Source organism: Pigmentiphaga sp. H8 (genome assembly GCF_003854895.1).
Lineage (GTDB): Bacteria > Pseudomonadota > Gammaproteobacteria > Burkholderiales > Burkholderiaceae_B > Pigmentiphaga.
Window position 1 is genome coordinate 4,749,968 of the sequence record NZ_CP033966.1, and the last position, 15,944, is coordinate 4,765,911.

General features: G+C 71.0%; 16 protein-coding genes. 2 read left to right on the top strand and 14 right to left on the bottom strand.

All coding sequences use genetic code 11. The features are described from left to right. Positions 1–128 precede the first annotated feature (128 nt). The 8 genes from EGT29_RS22370 to EGT29_RS22405 form a co-directional block, all read right to left on the bottom strand. Positions 129–644 (bottom strand): phosphatidylglycerophosphatase A, encoded by a 516-nt coding sequence (locus EGT29_RS22370; RefSeq protein WP_124691050.1) that lies wholly within the window; start codon positions 642–644, stop codon positions 129–131. Next, positions 641–1,654 carry a thiamine-phosphate kinase gene (gene thiL, locus EGT29_RS22375; RefSeq protein WP_124691051.1) on the bottom strand — a complete coding sequence of 338 codons (1,014 nt, stop codon included), beginning with the start codon at positions 1,652–1,654 and terminating at the stop codon, positions 641–643. The genes EGT29_RS22370 and thiL overlap by 4 nt, the downstream gene beginning before the upstream one ends. A 110-nt stretch (positions 1,655–1,764) precedes the next feature. Next, positions 1,765–2,232, bottom strand: coding sequence for a transcription antitermination factor NusB (nusB, locus tag EGT29_RS22380; protein ID WP_124691052.1), 468 nt, complete (start codon positions 2,230–2,232; stop codon positions 1,765–1,767). Beyond that, positions 2,225–2,746 (bottom strand): 6,7-dimethyl-8-ribityllumazine synthase, encoded by a 522-nt coding sequence (gene ribH / locus EGT29_RS22385; RefSeq protein ID WP_124691053.1) that lies wholly within the window; start codon positions 2,744–2,746, stop codon positions 2,225–2,227. Before ribH ends, nusB begins: the two co-directional genes overlap by 8 nt. Further along, positions 2,743–3,933 (bottom strand): bifunctional 3,4-dihydroxy-2-butanone-4-phosphate synthase/GTP cyclohydrolase II, encoded by a 1,191-nt coding sequence (gene ribBA, locus EGT29_RS22390; protein WP_124691054.1) that lies wholly within the window; start codon positions 3,931–3,933, stop codon positions 2,743–2,745. The genes ribH and ribBA overlap by 4 nt, the downstream gene beginning before the upstream one ends. Before the next feature lie 123 nt (positions 3,934–4,056). After that, positions 4,057–4,833 carry a sulfurtransferase gene (locus EGT29_RS22395; protein ID WP_124691055.1) on the bottom strand — a complete coding sequence of 259 codons (777 nt, stop codon included), beginning with the start codon at positions 4,831–4,833 and terminating at the stop codon, positions 4,057–4,059. A 32-nt stretch (positions 4,834–4,865) separates the two neighbouring features. Beyond that, positions 4,866–5,846 carry an XdhC family protein gene (locus EGT29_RS22400; protein ID WP_124691056.1) on the bottom strand — a complete coding sequence of 327 codons (981 nt, stop codon included), beginning with the start codon at positions 5,844–5,846 and terminating at the stop codon, positions 4,866–4,868. A gap of 62 nt (positions 5,847–5,908) precedes the next feature. Continuing rightward, positions 5,909–6,826: a hydroxymethylglutaryl-CoA lyase gene (locus tag EGT29_RS22405; RefSeq protein ID WP_124691057.1), complete on the bottom strand. Its 918-nt coding sequence runs from the start codon at positions 6,824–6,826 to the stop codon at positions 5,909–5,911. A gap of 177 nt (positions 6,827–7,003) precedes the next feature. On the opposite strand from EGT29_RS22405, the gene EGT29_RS22410 reads away from it, so the two are divergent. Next, the gene (locus EGT29_RS22410) at positions 7,004–7,846 is read left to right on the top strand and encodes an SDR family NAD(P)-dependent oxidoreductase (RefSeq protein WP_124691058.1); all 843 of its coding nucleotides are present in this window, start codon (positions 7,004–7,006) and stop codon (positions 7,844–7,846) included. 11 nt (positions 7,847–7,857) lie between these two features. Here EGT29_RS22410 and EGT29_RS22415 read toward each other — a convergent pair whose 3' ends face one another. After that, positions 7,858–8,610, bottom strand: coding sequence for a GntR family transcriptional regulator (locus tag EGT29_RS22415; protein ID WP_124691059.1), 753 nt, complete (start codon positions 8,608–8,610; stop codon positions 7,858–7,860). Positions 8,611–8,774: 164 nt separating this feature from the next. Between EGT29_RS22415 and EGT29_RS22420 the strand changes: the two genes are divergently transcribed. After that, positions 8,775–10,202 carry an NAD-dependent succinate-semialdehyde dehydrogenase gene (locus EGT29_RS22420; RefSeq protein WP_124691060.1) on the top strand — a complete coding sequence of 476 codons (1,428 nt, stop codon included), beginning with the start codon at positions 8,775–8,777 and terminating at the stop codon, positions 10,200–10,202. On the opposite strand, the gene EGT29_RS22425 is transcribed toward EGT29_RS22420, so the two are convergent. The 5 genes from EGT29_RS22425 to EGT29_RS22445 all read right to left on the bottom strand — a co-directional run bounded on the left by EGT29_RS22425 (position 10,189) and on the right by EGT29_RS22445 (position 15,941). After that, complete coding sequence (locus tag EGT29_RS22425; RefSeq protein ID WP_124691061.1) at positions 10,189–11,346, bottom strand: ABC transporter permease; 1,158 nt, start codon at positions 11,344–11,346, stop codon at positions 10,189–10,191. The genes EGT29_RS22420 and EGT29_RS22425 overlap by 14 nt on opposite strands. After that, positions 11,346–12,620, bottom strand: coding sequence for an ABC transporter permease (locus EGT29_RS22430; RefSeq protein WP_192901770.1), 1,275 nt, complete (start codon positions 12,618–12,620; stop codon positions 11,346–11,348). The genes EGT29_RS22425 and EGT29_RS22430 overlap by 1 nt, the downstream gene beginning before the upstream one ends. A 4-nt stretch (positions 12,621–12,624) precedes the next feature. Beyond that, positions 12,625–13,602, bottom strand: coding sequence for an HlyD family secretion protein (locus EGT29_RS22435; protein WP_124691062.1), 978 nt, complete (start codon positions 13,600–13,602; stop codon positions 12,625–12,627). 21 nt (positions 13,603–13,623) lie between these two features. Continuing rightward, entirely contained in the window at positions 13,624–14,985 is a 1,362-nt protein-coding gene (locus EGT29_RS22440) for a TolC family protein (protein ID WP_124691063.1), read from the bottom strand. Between the two features lie 182 nt (positions 14,986–15,167). After that, positions 15,168–15,941 carry an SDR family NAD(P)-dependent oxidoreductase gene (locus tag EGT29_RS22445; protein WP_124691064.1) on the bottom strand — a complete coding sequence of 258 codons (774 nt, stop codon included), beginning with the start codon at positions 15,939–15,941 and terminating at the stop codon, positions 15,168–15,170. Positions 15,942–15,944 lie beyond the last annotated feature (3 nt).

Below are 15,944 nucleotides of genomic sequence, written 5' to 3' on the forward strand. Positions count from 1 at the left end.
TGACGCGCGCCCCCCAGGGGGCGATGCGGGTGGACCGGCAAAGCCGGATCCACCGCATCCTGGGGCACGACCAGGCCGGCCGAGAATGGCGATCGTCAGCCTGGTTGAAAACCGCCCCCTGGATTGATTTAGTTGACGATACGCCAGTACAGCGCGCAGACCAAGAGCGCGTAGAACGCGGCGATCATGTCGTCCCACATCACGCCCAGGCCGTTCTTGAGCCGGCGGTCGAAATGGCCGATGGGGGGCGGCTTGAGGATGTCGAACAGGCGGAACAGCAGGAAGCCGAAAGCCTGCGACACCGCGGAATCCGGGATCAGCCACAGCACGGTCCAGAAGGCGACCATCTCGTCCCACACCATTCCGCCATGGTCGGGCACGCCCAGGTCGCGCCCGGTGCGGTCGCAGGCCCAGATGCCCACGGCGAAGGCCACCGCCAGGAAGATGACCTGGTGCAACGGCGCGCCCAGCACCATCGTCAAAGGCTGCCACAGCGCCCAGGCCAGCAGCGTTCCCCAGGTCCCCGGCGCGGGGCGGATCAGGCCACTGCCCAGGCCGAAGGCGATGGTGCGCGACAGGCGCGCGCGCATCCAGGCGAAGCTGGGGCTCGCCGGCACCGTGCCGGCGGAGGAAGTGTCGGTCATGATGCCTCAGGCAAGGAGTCCACCGCCAGACCGGCCGTGGACGGAAAATGATCGAAGCCCGCGCGGGGCAGATCCGGCACCGGGTTGCCGCCGGCATCCATCACGCGCAAGCCGGCGCCCGCTTCCACCGCGCCGATGCGCGTGACCGCCACGCCCGCGCGCGCGGCGGCGTCGGCCACCCGCGAGCGGGCGTCGGCCGGCGCGGTGAAACACAACTCGTAGGCATCGCCACCGCCCAGCGCGCAGCGCCGCCGCCACAAGGGCGGCAGCGCCGCCACGGCGGGCGACACCGGCACGTCGTCGGCGCACAGCCGGCCACCGCATCCGCTGGCGGCCAGGATATGGCCGAGGTCCTGCAGCAGGCCGTCCGAGATGTCGATCGCCGCGCTGGCCAGGCCGCGCAGCGCCAGCCCCAGCGCCACGCGCGGCTCGGGCCACTCGAGCGCGCGGCGGGTTGCCGCCAGCACCGCCGCCCGGTCCGCCACCGGCACTTCCGGCTCGCCCAGCAGCAGGCGCAGCGCGAGGTCGGCGTCGCCCAGCATGCCCGACACCCAGATGTCGTCGCCGTGCCGGGCGCCCGAGCGGCGCAGCGCCGCCTGGGCGGGCACGCTGCCGAAAATGGTGATGGACAGCGTCGTGCCCGCGTCGCTGCGGGTGGTGTCGCCCCCGACCAGGAAACAGCCATGGGCGTCGGCCAGCGCGAACAGGCCGCCGGCATAGGCCGACAGCCAGGCGTCGTCCACGCGCGGCAGCGCCAGCCCCAGCACGAAGGCCGTCGGCTTCGCCCCCATGGCGGCAAGATCGGACAGGTTCACGGCCAGCGACTTGTGGCCCAGCGCACGCGGGTCGACGTCGGGAAAGAAGTGGCGTCCCTCCACCAGCAGATCGGTACTGACCGCTGTGGCCTCGGCCGAGGGCGCGAGCAGCGCGCAGTCGTCGCCCACCCCCATCATGTCCGCCGGCGCCGTCCGGGTGAAATGGCGGCGAATGAGTTCGAACTCACCGCCCATGGTCAGACCCACCCCTACGCCCTTCGGGCGCCCCCTCAAGGGGGCGGCGCTGGCGGACCGGCAAAGCCGGATCCGCGGCGCCCTGGAGGATGCGCGTCAGCGCATCCATTTCAGGCCCGGCGGCCGGCCTGGACCTCGGCGGCGCGGACTTCGGCCGCGAGCTTGTCCAGCACGCCGTTGACGAACTTGAAACCGTCGGTGCCGCCGAAGGACTTGGCGAGTTCGACGGCCTCGTTGATGACGACCTTGTACGGGATCTCGACGTGGTTCTGCAGCTCGTAGGTGCCGATCAGCAGGATGCCGTGCTCGACCGGCGACAGTTCCTCGACCTGGCGGTCGAGGAAGGGCGCGAAACGTTCGCGCAGCGCGGCCGCATCGCGGGCCGCGCCGTAGAGCAGCGCCTTGTAGTGGCCCAGGTCGGCTTCGGCGAAACCTTCGCCGTCCTGCATGTGGGCATCGATCTCGCCCATCTCGCCGGCATCGCCACCCTTGAGCAGCCACTCGTACACCCCTTGCAGGGCGAACTCGCGCGCGCGGCGGCGCGCGCTGCGCGCGTTCTGGCGGCTGGCCTCAGTCATCCTGTTCTTCCTCGTCGTCGAACTCTTCGTCGTCTTCGTCCTCGTCGTCTTCCTCGGGCTCGAGGGTGGCCAGCAGGTTGGCCATCTCGACGGCGGCCTGGGCGCAGTCGCGGCCCTTGGTCGCGGCGCGCTCCAGGGCCTGCTCTTCGGTTTCCGTGGTGAGTACGCCGTTGGCGACGGGGATGCCGGTCTCGAGCGCGACGCGGCTGATGGCCGCAGCGCTTTCATTGCTGACCACTTCGAAGTGATAGGTCTCGCCGCGGACCACCGCGCCCAGCGCGATCAGTCCGTCGAACTCGCCGGTATGGGCGAGCTGGGCCAGGGTCACGCCCAGTTCCAGCGCGCCGGGCACCGAGATGACCATGATGTCGCGTTCATCGACGCCCAGCTTGCCGAGTTCTTCCAGGCAGGCCTGCAGCTGTTGTTCGCCGATGTTCTCGTTGAAGCGGGAGCGCACGATGCAGATATGCAGCCCTTCGCCATTCAGATCGGGAGTCATGGTATAGGGGTTCATGTTGGGGCGCCGTCCTTGGTGGGGGGTTGGTCATGGCCGGCCTCGTAGCCGGTCACGGTAAGGGAGAAGCCGGTCATGCTGGGCATGCGGACCGGCCGTGCCAGCAGCTTCATGCTGCCGACGTTCAGGTCCTTCAGGATCTGCGCGCCCACGCCGTAGGTGCGAAGATCCATGCGGGGCGGCGCGTCGCCGCAGGCCGCGCCGGTGCGGTCCTGGTCGATCAATTGCTGGAACTCGACCGCCAGGTCGCTGGCCGTGCCGTCGCAGTTGAGCAGGATGACCACGCCGGACTCGGCCTGGGAAATGGCTTCCAGGGCGCTGGGCACGCTCCAGCTGTGCGTGCTGCGGGCGACTTCCAGCACGTCCAGCAGCGAGGTGGGCTCGTGCACGCGCACCAGGGTCTCGCGCTCGGGATGGATGTCGCCGTGGACCAGCGCGAGATGGGGCGCGCCGCTGGGCGTGTCGCGGTACATCACGGCGCGGAAGACGCCGTGCGCCGTGCGGATCGGCCGCTCGGCCACGCGCTGCACCAGCGACTCGTGCTCGCTGCGGTACTGGATCAGGTCGGCGATGGTGCCGATCTTGACGTCGTGCTGGCGCGAGAACTCGATCAGGTCGGGCAGCCGCGCCATGGACCCGTCGTCCTTGAGCACTTCGCAGATGACCGAGGCGGGCGTAAGCCCGGCCATGGCGGTCAGGTCGCAGCCGGCCTCGGTGTGGCCGGCGCGCGCCAGCACACCGCCGCGCGCGGCCTTCAGCGGGAAGATGTGGCCGGGCTGCACCAGGTCGGACGGCTTGGCCTCGCGGGCCACGGCGGCCTGCACGGTGCGCGCCCGGTCGGCCGCCGAGATGCCGGTGGTCACGCCCTGGGCGGCCTCGATGGAAACGGTGAAATTGGTGCCGTGCTTGGTGCCGTTGGCGGACACCATGAGCGGCAGGTTCAGCTGGCGGCAGCGGTCTTCCGTCAGCGTCAGGCAGATCAGGCCGCGTCCGTAGCGAGCCATGAAATTGATGGCCTCGGGCGTGACGAATTCGGCCGCCATGACGAGGTCGCCTTCGTTCTCGCGGTCCTCTTCGTCGACCAGGATGACCATGCGGCCGGCACGCAGCTCGGCCACGATTTCCGGCACCGACGAGATGGCCGAGGAACCGCTGGGGGCGGGAACGGGAGAAATGAATGCAGACATGAGGATCGTCCGGCGCGGGTTGCATGGCTGTACCGGAGGCGGCGCGGGCGGTCGGGCCGGTACGGGAAACCCGGTATTTTACCCGGATGCCGGGACAGTAAGGGGGCCGGCGCCGTCCCCGGCCTACGACGCGGGGGGCGGGTTGTCCTGCCCGTCCAGCCGAGGCCGCAAGCCCGGATCCAGCGCCTCGCGCCCGTCGAACACGAAGCACGCGCCGTCGTAGCCTTCCCCGCCGGTTTCCTCGAAATATTTCAGGATGCCGCCCTCGAGCTGGTAGATGTGCTCGATGCCGGCCTGTTCCATGTAGATGGCCGCTTTTTCGCAGCGGATGCCGCCGGTGCAAAAGCTCACCACGGTCTTGCCGGCCAACTGGTCCCGGTTCGCCTGCACCGCCGCCGGGAACTGCGTGAAACGGGAGATCCGCCAGTCGAGCGCGCCCCGGAACGTGCCGTGGTCCACCTCGAAGGCATTGCGGGTGTCCAGCATGACGACTTCCCGCCCCTCGTCGTCATGGCCCTGCCGCAGCCAGCGGGCCAGGGTACGGGCCTCGACCGCTGGCGCCCGCCCCGCCTCGGGCCGGATGGCCGGGTGGTCCATGCGGATGATCTCGCGCTTGACCTTCACCAGCAGCTTGCGGAACGGCACCTGTGCCGACAGGCTTTCCTTGACCTCGATGCCGGCCAGCCGCCCGCCGAAGGCCGGGCCGTGGCGCAGCCAGTCCAGCCAGGCATCGATGCCCTGGCGCGTGCCGGCCAGGAACAGGTTGATGCCCTCCCGCGCCAACAGCACCGTGCCCTTCAGCCCGCACGCCAGCGCCTGGTCCCGCGCCGCGGCCTGCAGCGCGGGCAGGTCGTCCAGGGTCAGGAAACGGTAGGCGGCGATGTTGACGACGGCGGGCACGGCGAATCCAGGAAACGACAAGGCGCGATAGTTTACGCGCCGTCGTCCGGGGCCTCGAATTCGAGCTTGTGGAATCCGTAGCGCTCGGCCGTCATGTGGGCCAGGATGGCCACGGCGATCTCGGGCGGCGTGCGCGCGCCGATGCGCAGGCCCACCGGTCCGTGCAGCCGGGCCACGTCGTCCCGCGTCAGGTCGAACTCCACCAGCCGCTCGCGGCGCTTGGCCTGGTTGGCCCGCGAACCAATGGCGCCGACGTAGAACGCCTCGGACTTGAGCGCCTCCAGCAATGCCAGATCGTCCAGCTTGGGATCGTGGGTCAGCGCGACGATGGCCGTATGGCGGTCGGGACGCATCTCGGTCACGGTGTCGTCGGGCATGGTGGTCACCAGCTTCGCGCCCGGCACCTCCCAGCCCTGCGCGTATTCCTCGCGCGGATCGCAGACGATGACCTCGTAGTCCAGCGCCAGCGCCATCTGCGCCAGGTACTGCGACATCTGCCCCGCGCCGATGATCAGCAGGCGCCAGCTCGGCCCGTGGGTGGCGGCCAGCTCCGAGGCGGTCAGCGACAGCGTGTCGGCGCGGTCGCTGGCGGTTTCCAACGCGGCACGGCCGGTGGCCAGGTCCAGCCGGCGCAGCACCCGATGGCCCTGGGTCAGCTCGGCCAGCAGGTCTTCCACCCCGCTGTGGTCGGCCACGGGCTCCAGGACCAGTTCCAGCGTGCCGCCACAGGGCAGGCCGAAGCGCGTGGCCTCGTCGGCCGAAACGCCGTAGCGCACCACGCTGGGCACGTCCGTGGGCCATGCACCGGCGCGCGCCTTGTCCGACAGATCGTCCTCGATACAGCCGCCCGATACCGAGCCGGCGATCGAGCCGTCGCCGCGCACGGCCACCATCGCGCCGATGGGCCGGGGCGCCGAGCCCCAGGTGCGTGTCACCGTGCCCAGCACGACCTTGTGCCCTTCCCGCCGCCACTGGGCCAGGCGCCGCAGGACGTCCAGATCGACGTTGTCCATCGTCGTTGCCACTCCACGTCATTCTCAGGACGTCATGATAGTCCAGGCCCGCGCCGCGACCGCTACGCGCAGGCCTGTACCGCCGCGGACGGAAAGCGGCCGGCGCGGCTGACGCCGCCGATGGCGGGCCGCTGCAGCCGCTCGCCCAGCCACTGCGCCGTCCGCAGCACGGCATCCAGGTCGATGCCGGTGGCCACGCCCATGCGCTCGAGCATGTAGACGACGTCCTCGGTGGCGATGTTGCCGGTGGCCGCCGGGGCGAACGGGCAGCCGCCGAAACCGCCCGTGCTGGCGTCCAGGGCATCCACGCCCGCCTCCAGCGCCGCCAGCACGTTGGCGATGCCGGTATTGCGCGTATTGTGAAAATGGCAGCGCAGGCGCGCCCGCGGCGCCAGCGCGCGCGTGCCCGCCAGCAGCTCGCGCACCTGGGTCGGCACGCCGCAGCCTATGGTGTCGGCCAGCGCGATCTCGTCCGGCCGGGCCGGCAGCAGCGACTCCACCAGGGCCAGCACGCGCTGCGCGGGCACCTCGCCCTCGAAGGGGCAGCCGAAGGCGGCCCCGACCGTGACGGACGTGCGCATGCCGGCGGCCCGCGCGCCTTCCAGGATGGCCGAGGCGGCCGCGACCACGTCGGCCACGCCCGCGCCCTGGTTCTTGCGCGAGAAGGTCTCGCTGGCCACCACCACCACGTTGGCTTCGTCGCAGCCGGCCGCCCGCGCGCGCGCCAGGCCGGGTTCGTTCAGCACCAGGCCGATCAGCGACAGGCCGGGGCGGCGCTCGATGCCCGCCATGACGGCCTCGGCATCGGCCATCTGCGGCACCCGCTTCGGATTGACGAAGCTGGCCGCCTCGATCCGCCTGCCGCCGGCATCGGCGATGCGCCGGATCAGTTCGATCTTGTCCGCCGCCGGCAGCAGCACGCGCTCGTTCTGGATGCCGTCGCGCGGCGCGACGTCGATGATCTCCACGTGGCCGTCCATGCCGGGTCTCCTGGTGTCTGTGGTCGGGAAAAGTATAGCTTTGTCCGGACAAACTGGCATCCCGCTGCCGCCAACAGCCCCGGTCCGCCCACCAAGCCGCTACACTGGGACATGCGCGGCGCGAGACGGGCACCGGACGGTGCGGCCGGATGGGCGCCTCTTCCAGGAGCGAACGTCATGACGGCAGATTACACGGCATCCCTGCGCGACCGCGTCGTGCTGGTCACCGGCGGCACGCGCGGACTGGGACGCGAAATGGCGCTGGCGCTGGTGGCGGCGGGCGCGCGGGTCGCGATCACCGGCGCCCACGCCTCGGACGCCATGCACGAGACCATGGCGCAGGCCCAGGCCACGGCCGGCATCGGGCGCATGTTCGCCATCGTCGCCGACGTCACGCGCTTCGAGCACTGCGCGCGCGCCGTGGCCGAGATCCGAGACCATTTCGGTGCGCTGCACGTGCTGGTGAACAATGCGGGCATAGGCATGGGCGTCATCAGCGACACCTTCACCACCGAGCCCGCGCGCTTCTGGCAGACCGACCCGCAGGCCTGGCGTGCCATCATCGACACCAACATCAACGGCGCCTTCAACATGGCGCGCGCCGCCGCGCCCCTGATGGTGGCCCAGGGCTTTGGCAAGATCGTCAACATCTCGACCAGCGACCAGACCATGGTGCGCCGGGGCTATTCGCCCTACGGCCCGAGCAAGGCCGCGCTGGAGGCCGCCTCACGCATCTGGGCCCAGGACCTGGAAGGCACCGGCGTGGACGTGAACGTCTACCTGCCCGGCGGGGCCGCCGACACCGACTTCCTGCCCAGCGGCCCAAACAGGAAGGGCGCCGATGGCAGCCTGCTGCCCGCCTCCATCATGCGGCGCGGCATCCTGTGGCTGTGCTCGGATGCCTCCAACGGCCGCACCGGTGAACGCTACATCGCGCGGCTATGGAACGAATCGCTGCCGGCCGAACTGGCCGCCGAAGGCGCCCGCGCGCCGCACACGGACAAGCCGGCCATCATGTAGAGGCAGGCGCGCTAACGCCGGCGCTCGATCTCCATCCGGTAGCTGAAGCTGGCCGCCGGGTGCCAGTTGAACGAACAGATGACGCTGCCCGCCGCCGAGAAATAGTGGCGGATCAGGCACAGCGCGATCGCCTCGCGCTGGTCGCCCAGCAGCGGCCGCAGATGGGCCGGCATGGGTTCGGCGCGGATCTCCTGCGTGGCCCGCACGATGGATTCGCCCGCGCGGGCCTCGATATGGGCATAGAAGGGCCCCACGCAGCCGGGCAGCTCGGGGCCTATCCACGCCAGCCGCTCGGGCAGGAAGGAGCTGGTGCAGCAGATGGGCGCGCCGCCCCGCTCGGTCCAGCGCACGCTGTCCACCTGCAGCCAGCGGTCGCCCTCGCGCGCGCCCAGCATGGCCGCCGTGGCCGCGTCCAGCGCCACCAGGGTCGAGGCGCGGATCTCCACATGGGTGTCCAGCGCGTACTGGAACAGGTCGGACAGCGAGGCGATCGACTGCTGGTAGGCGCGCCGCGACCGCGACGCCAACACCACCGTCCCGATGCCCGCGCGGCGTTCGACCATGCCGTGTTCGACCAGGTGGGCCAGCGCGGCGCGTATCGTGTAGCGGCTGGCCTCGAACTCGCGGCACAGCTGGCCTTCGGTGGGGACGTGGCCGCCCACCGGGTAGATGCCGTGCTCGATGCGAGCCAGCAGCGCATCCAGGATCTGGCGGTAGCGGGGGCTGTCGCCGGGCGGTGTTTTCGGGTCTCGTGCTGCCGGCATGCCGCGGGGGATACGCAAGTTTCGGTGTAGGGGAAAAGTACCCGGGAAGATAGCACGCAGGGCGGGCGGCGCATGCGGAAAAGCGCCCGGCCATGCTAGTCTATGGGGTTGCTTTTCGCTTCCGGAGTCCGGAACGTTCCGGACTCCGACCTCAGGAGACTGGCATGTATCAGGACCTCGCCCTTTACATCGACGGCGAATTCATCCAAGGCGGCGACCGGCGCGAGCAGGACGTCGTCAACCCCGCCACCGGGGAAGTGCTCGGCAAGCTGCCCCACGCCTCGCGCGCGGATCTCGACCGCGCCCTCGCGGCGGCCCAGCGGGCCTTCGAAAGCTGGAAGAAAACCTCGCCCCTGGAGCGTTCGCGCATCCTGCGCAAGGTGGCCGAACTGGCGCGCGAGCGTGCCCAGCAGATCGGACACAACCTGACGCTGGACCAGGGCAAGCCGCTGGCCGAGGCCGTGGCCGAGATCATGACCTGCTCCGAGCACGCCGAATGGCACGCCGAGGAATGCCGCCGCATCTATGGCCGCGTGATCCCGCCGCGCAACCCCGCCGTGCGCCAGTTCGTCGTGCGCGAGCCGGTGGGCGTGTGCGCCGCGTTCACGCCCTGGAATTTCCCGTTCAACCAGGCCATCCGCAAGGTCTCGGCGGCCGTCGCCGCCGGCTGCACCATCATCCTGAAAGGCCCGGAAGACACGCCCAGTGCGGTGGTGGCCATGGCCCAGCTGTTCCACGACGCCGGACTGCCCCCGGGCGTGCTGAACATCGTCTGGGGTGTACCCAGCGAGATATCTTCCTACCTGATCGAATCGCCCATCGTGCGCAAGATCTCGTTCACCGGCTCGGTGCCGGTGGGCAAGCAGCTGTCGGCGCTGGCCGGTGCCCACATGAAGCGCACCACCATGGAGTTGGGCGGCCACTCGCCGGTATTGGTGTTCGACGACGCCGACGTCGAGCCGGCGGCCGAGATGCTGGCGCGCATGAAGATCCGCAACGCCGGCCAGGTGTGCATCTCGCCCACCCGCTTCTACGTCCAGGAAAAAGCCTACGACAAGTTCGTGGCGCGCTTCACCGATACCATCGCCTCCATCAAGGTCGGCGACGGCCTGGGCAAGGGCGTGGAAATGGGTCCGCTGGCCCACGAGCGCCGGCTGATGGCCATGGAAACCTTCCTGGACGACGCCAGCCAGCGCGGCGGCCGCATCGTGACAGGCGGCTCGCGCATGGGCGAAAAAGGCAATTTCTTCTCGCCCGCGGTCGTGACCGACATCCCCGACGATTCCAAGCTGATGACCGAGGAACCCTTCGGCCCCATCGCCCCGGTCACGCGCTTCAAGACCACCGAGGAAGTGCTCAAGCGCGCCAATAGCCTGCCGTTCGGCCTGGCTTCCTACGTGTTCACGAACTCGCTGAAGACCGCGACCGCCGTGTCCAACGGCCTGGAAGCCGGGATGGTCAACATCAACCACTTCGGCGTCGCCCTGGCCGAAACGCCCTTCGGCGGCGTGAAGGACTCGGGCATAGGCAGCGAAGGCGGCGTCGAGACCTTCGACGGCTATCTCGTGACCAAGTTCATCACGCAGATCTGACGTTGCCACGGAGCGTCCCCGGCTCCCGGGGACGCATCCACCAGGCCAGCGCGGCGAAGCCCGCCAGCGCCCAGGCCGCCAGCCACGACAGCGATCCCGCCACGTCGGCCAGCGGCGCCCCCATCTGGTTCAGCCTGAGCGAGGCATCGATCCCGGCGGTGCTGGGAAAGATCCAGCGCACCGCCTGCAGCACGGGCGGCAGGCTTTCCACCGGCCACGCGAAGCCGGACAGGAAAGCGATGGGCAGCGACGTGAACAGCCATGCCTGCAAGGCCTGCTCGCGGTCCTTGAGCCAGGCGCCCAGCAGCGCCCCCGCCACGCTGACCGCCGGGGCATAGCACAGCAGCAGCACCAGCGCCCCCAGCGGATTGCCCCCGCGCGGGTAGTCCTGCAGCCAGAATATCCAGCCGAAGTAGACCAGCCCGGCGAACAGGCCGGCGGTGGAGAAGGCCAGCACGCGCCCCAGCCAGACCGCGGCCGGCGCCCGCAGGCGCCCGGCCTCGGCCCAGGTGCCGGCCAGCATCGCGACGCCCATCAGCAGCGTCTGCTGCATGATGATCAGCGCCACCGCCGGCACGACGTAGCTGCCATAGCCGCCGGTGGGATTGTAGAGAGCGACGGCACTGACGCCGACCGGACTGCGGCCGGCCATGGCCTGGGCCCGCCCCTGGCCGCGCGCGCTGCGCTGCGCGATTTCGATGCCGGCCGACACCGTGCCGATCACGGCGGTGAACCCGGTCATCACCGCCTTGTTGTAGAGCGCGTAGCTGCCGTTGGTGCTGACCACGACCGGCGCCGGCCGGCCGCGCAGCACGTTGCGCCTAAGGTCCCGGGTCAGCAGCGCGTAGCCTTCGATCTCGCCGCGCCACATCGCCTGCCTGGCGGTTTCCTCATCCCCGGTCACCATCGCCACACGCAGGTCGGGGCTGGCATCGGCGTAGCGCACGATCTGGCGCGACAGGCTGGAGTGGTCCAGGTCCACGATGGCCACCGGCACGCGTTGCAGGACCTCGGTGGCATAGGGCCAGGGATAGAAGAAGCCGTAGAAGACCGGCGCCAGCACGATCAGCAGCAGCGCGCCCTTGTCGCGCAGCAGTTCCGCCAGCGTGTCCCGCCAGGCGGCGGCCCAGCCGCGCGCGGCCATCAGCGGCCTCCCCAGCGCGCGGGCTCGGCCGCCACGCGGCACAACAGCCACGCGCCCGCCAGCGCAAGCAGCGCCGTGCCCACCGGCATCGACACGAAAGCCGGCAGCGACTGGCGCAGGGGCGCCGCCATCTGCAACTGCTCCACCTGCAGCCGTATGTAATGCGTATAGGGCAGCGCCAGCGCCCAGGCGCGCGCGCCGACCGGCATCGCGGCCAGCGGAAAGCCCATGCCGCTGAAGGCGAAGGCCGGCGCCGTCACGACGCCGGCCAGCGACAGCGCCGTGCGCAGGGACCGCGTCGCCAGCGCCGCGGCCGCGCCCATCGCGATCGACAAGGCCATGAAGGCCACCAGGGCCAGGGCCACCCACGGCAGGCTGCCGGGCGGATGCCAGCCCCGGCCCCAGGTCAGCCACAACAGTGCCGCCAGGCCCACGCCGGACAGCCCGGTCCACGGCCACGCGAGTTTGCCGGCCAGCGCGGCCAGGGCCGGCCCCGCCGCGATGCGCACGCCGCCGTCCGGAGCCGTCCCCGCCCCCGTGGCGGCCGCGAGCCAGGCGCCCACCGTTCGGTCGCGGATCTCCCGGCCCACGGCCCAGGCGCCCGCCGTCATGCCCAGGATATGCAGCAGCGCCGGAATCAGCGCGGCCGCCAGGAACTGTTCGTAGTTCAGGCTGGGGTTGAACAAGGCCAGCGAACCGGGCCGGATCGGCTCGGCGTTGACCGCCACCGCCCGCGCCGGCTCGCCCCGGCGATTGCGCGCCGCCATCTCGACGCCGGCCGACAGCGTCATGGCCACGGTCTGCACGTCGCGCAGGACCAGACCCGACACCGTGTAGAACTGGGCGTTGTGATACAGCGTGACGTGGCCGCTGGCCCCGCGCTTGATGTCGCGCGAGAAGTCGCGCTCGATCGCCACCACCGCGTACGTGTCGCCCCGCTCCATGCCGGCCCGCGCCTCGGCCAGGCTGGCGTCGCGCCGCGCGATGCGCAGGCCCGGCGCCGCCTCCAGCATGCGCGCGAGCTGGCGCGACAGGGCCGAATGATCGTCGTCCACGATGGCGATGGGCAGGCGCGTGGGGATGCCTGCCGAGAACATCCACCACAGCAGCAGCACGGCCAGCAGCGGCACCCAGCTGATCATGGCCAGTTCGCGCGGATGCCGGCGCAGCCAGGCGGCCTCCCGGCCCGCCGCGCGCAGGAAGACGCCGGACCGCGCCTGCCGCTTCGCGGACTTGCCGGCCGTATGCGAAGAAGGCCCGGCGGCCGCGCTCATGCCGTCACCGCACCAGCACGCTCATGCCCGGCCGCGCCCCGTCTATCGGCGCCTCCGGACGGGCCCGGACCTCGAAGGTGCGGACGTCGAATCCCTGGCTGGCGCGGGTGGTGCGCCAGGTGGCGAAGTCGGGCAGCACGGCCACGTAATAGACCTTGAAACGCGCGCGGCGCCGGTCCAGCGCCGGCAGTTCGGCCTCGAAGCTCGTCCCGGCGGCGAAGCGCGAAAGCCGGTCCTCGCGCACATTGATGGCCACCCACTGGTCGGCCAGATCGACCACGGTGGCCACCGCCACACCCTGCGGCGACAGCTCGCCGACCTTGGCATAGACCTTGGTGATCTCGCCAGCTACGGGGCTTTTCAGGTTGACCTCGGCTTCGGCCGCCTCGGCCTCGGCCAGCGCGCCGGCCACCTGCCGGGCCTGGCCCGCCGCGGCCTCCTTGTCCTCGGGCCGCGCGCCATCCAGCGCAAGCTGGTACTGCGCCCGCGCCGCCAGCGCCGCATCGCGCGAGGCATGGTAGTTGGCGCGCGCCTCGTCGCGCTTCTGCTCGGCCACCAGCCCCTCGCGCGCCAGGTTGTCCACGCGGCGGAACGAGACCTCGGCCAGGTCGGCCGCCGCCTGCGCGCGCTGCCAGTTCAGTTGCGCCATCGTGATCTCCTGCGGGCGCGCGCCGCGATCGGCCTTGGCCTGCACCGCCCGCGCCGCCGCCAGCGCCCCCTGGGCCTGGGCCATCTTGGCGGCGACCTCGGGGCTGTCCAGCCGCACCAGCAGCGAACCGCGCTCCACCCGGTCGCCTTCCCTGACCGCCACCTCGGCCACGCGCGCCGAAATCTTGGCGGCGACGTCGGTTTCCTGGGCCTCCATGTAGCCCTGGAACTGCTCGGGCGCGGGCCGCGACGCGCGCCAGAACCCATAGGCGACGACGGCCAGCGCCAGCACGCCGGCAACGGCGATGGCGAGAGTGGATTTTCTTGCGCTCATGGCAGCTCGGTCTCGTTGTCGTCAGGGGCCGCGGGCGGGATCGGCGACCACGGCCGCCAGCGGCAGGCGCACGTCCGCCCGTTCGATGTAGCGCGGCAGCTCGCCGCTCAGTCCGCTCGCCTCCAGCAGCTCGGCCAGGGACTGGATGTAGTCGTAGGCGGCCTGCGCTCTTTCGGTCTGCACCTTGGCGCGGTTGGTCTCGGCATCGATCAGGTCGGTGGCGGTGCTGACGCCTTCGCGCAACCCGCTGGTGCGCAGGCGCACCACCTCGTCGGCCAATTCCACGCTGGCGCCGGTCGCCAGGAACTGGCGGCGCGCCTGGTCCACCGCACGCCACTTGCTTTCCACCAGCAGGCTGATGTCCTGCCGCGCCTGGGCCTCGGTCAATTGGGCCTGGAGGACGGTCTTGTCGCTGGCGGCGTCCAGCGACGGCCGGTCGAGCGAATCCCACAGCGTCCAGCGCACGCCCAGGCCCACCAGCCAGCTACCGTTCTCGCTGCGGATCTGGTGCCCGCCGAAGGCGAACACCTGCGGCCGCCGGGTGGCGGTCTCCACCGCATGCAGCTGGCGTGCCTGCTCTTCCTTGGCCGCGACCTTGCCCAGCGCGGGGTGGCCGTGCATCGCGGCATCCAGGAAGTACGGCAGCGGCTCGATGGCCTGGGTCAGGATGAACAGCGGCGTCGACGGCCGCACGGCCTCGTCCATGCGCAGCGTGCGGCCCAGCGCGACCTGCGCCAGTTCCAGCGTGTCCTGCGCTTTGCGCTCCTCGCGCCGCGCATCCTCCAGCGCGACGCGCGCCTGCAACCGATCGACGCGGGCGATGGTGCCTTCGGCCATCATGCGCTCGGCGGCGCGGTCGTGTTCGCCGATGGCCCGCAGGGCCTCGCGGCGGAGGTCCCATGCGCGGGCGGCGAGTTGCGCGGCGAAATAGCGCTTGGCCAGCGTGGTCTGTACCTCGTAGCCGGCCTGGGTCGCGTCCGCGCGCGCCTCGTCGGCCTGGGCATGGACCAGGCCGCGCGCCGCGTCGGTGGCCCCGCCCAGATAGAGCGGCCAGATGCCGATCAGGGATTTGTTGGTCAGGGACCCGTGCCGTTCCAGCTCCACGTTGGAAGGCAGGGGCAGCGGAATGCCGAGGTTGTTCAGCCCGGACAGGCTGAGATTGGCGTTGGCCTCGTAGCGGATGTGCGAGGCGGACACGCTAAGCGAAGGCCCGCCCAGGTTGCGCACGCCTTCGAGCTGGAGTTCCTTGCTTTGGACCGCCGCCCGCGCCGCGCCCAGCTTGTCGGACCGCGCCAGCACCTGCTGCTGCGCCGCCTGGAAACTCAAGGCGGGCAGCGCCTGGGCCGCCGCGCCCGCGTGCAGGACGACGGCCACCCCGGCCATGGCCCCGCGCACTGCCCACCGCCGCGGCTCACCCGTGCCCGAACGGAACTGCCAACCCCTGGACGTCGACGCATGCACGGATCCCGTCCCCCGAAAAGAACGGCGGGGCCGGACATCCCCCGCCAGCCGCGCCTGTTGGGGACATGATAAAGAAAACAGGCCAATAGTGCGCATCTTGCGCATCACATCGCCGACAGTCCTCCATCGACCAGCACGTGGGTCCCGGTCATGAACGAGGCCTCGTCCGAGGCCAGCCACAGCACCGGCCAGGCGATCTCCTCGGGTGCCGCCCAGCGCCGCAGCAGGGACGTGTCGCTGCGCTCGCCCTTCAATTGCTCGACCGCCTTGCCGCGCGCCTGGGCCCGGCCCACGTGGAACTCGGTCAGCGTCGATCCCGGGCACACGGCGTTGACGCGCACGCCGTATGGCGCTTCCTCGAACGCCAGCGTGCGGGTCATCGCCAGCAGGCCGGCCTTGGTCGCGTCGTAGATGCCCATGCCCGCCCTGCCCGTCACCGCATAGCACGACGAGACGATCACCACGCTCCCCTTGCCCGACTCGCGCAGCGCGGGCAGCGCGGCACGGCAGTAGTTGGCCGTGCCGATCAGGTTGACATCCACCATGGCGCGCCACTCCTCGGGCCGGGCCGTGGACAAGGGCGAGTAGTTGCGCATGGCCGCGTTGCAGACCAGGACGTCCAGCCCGCCCCAGGTCCGCCCGGCCAGCTCGGCCGCGCCTGGCGCCGCGTCCTCGTCGGCCACGTCGGCGGCCAGGTATTCGACCCGGGCCCGCGGGTACTGCTCGCGCAGCGCGGCGGCGGTGCGCGCCAGCGCGTCGGCATCGCGGTCCACCAGCAGCACCGCCGCGCCTTCCTGGCAGAAGACCCGAGCGATGGCGGCGCCTATGCCCGCGCCGCCGCCGGTGATCAGGGCCCTGCGTTCGGCAAGTCTGGCCATGGC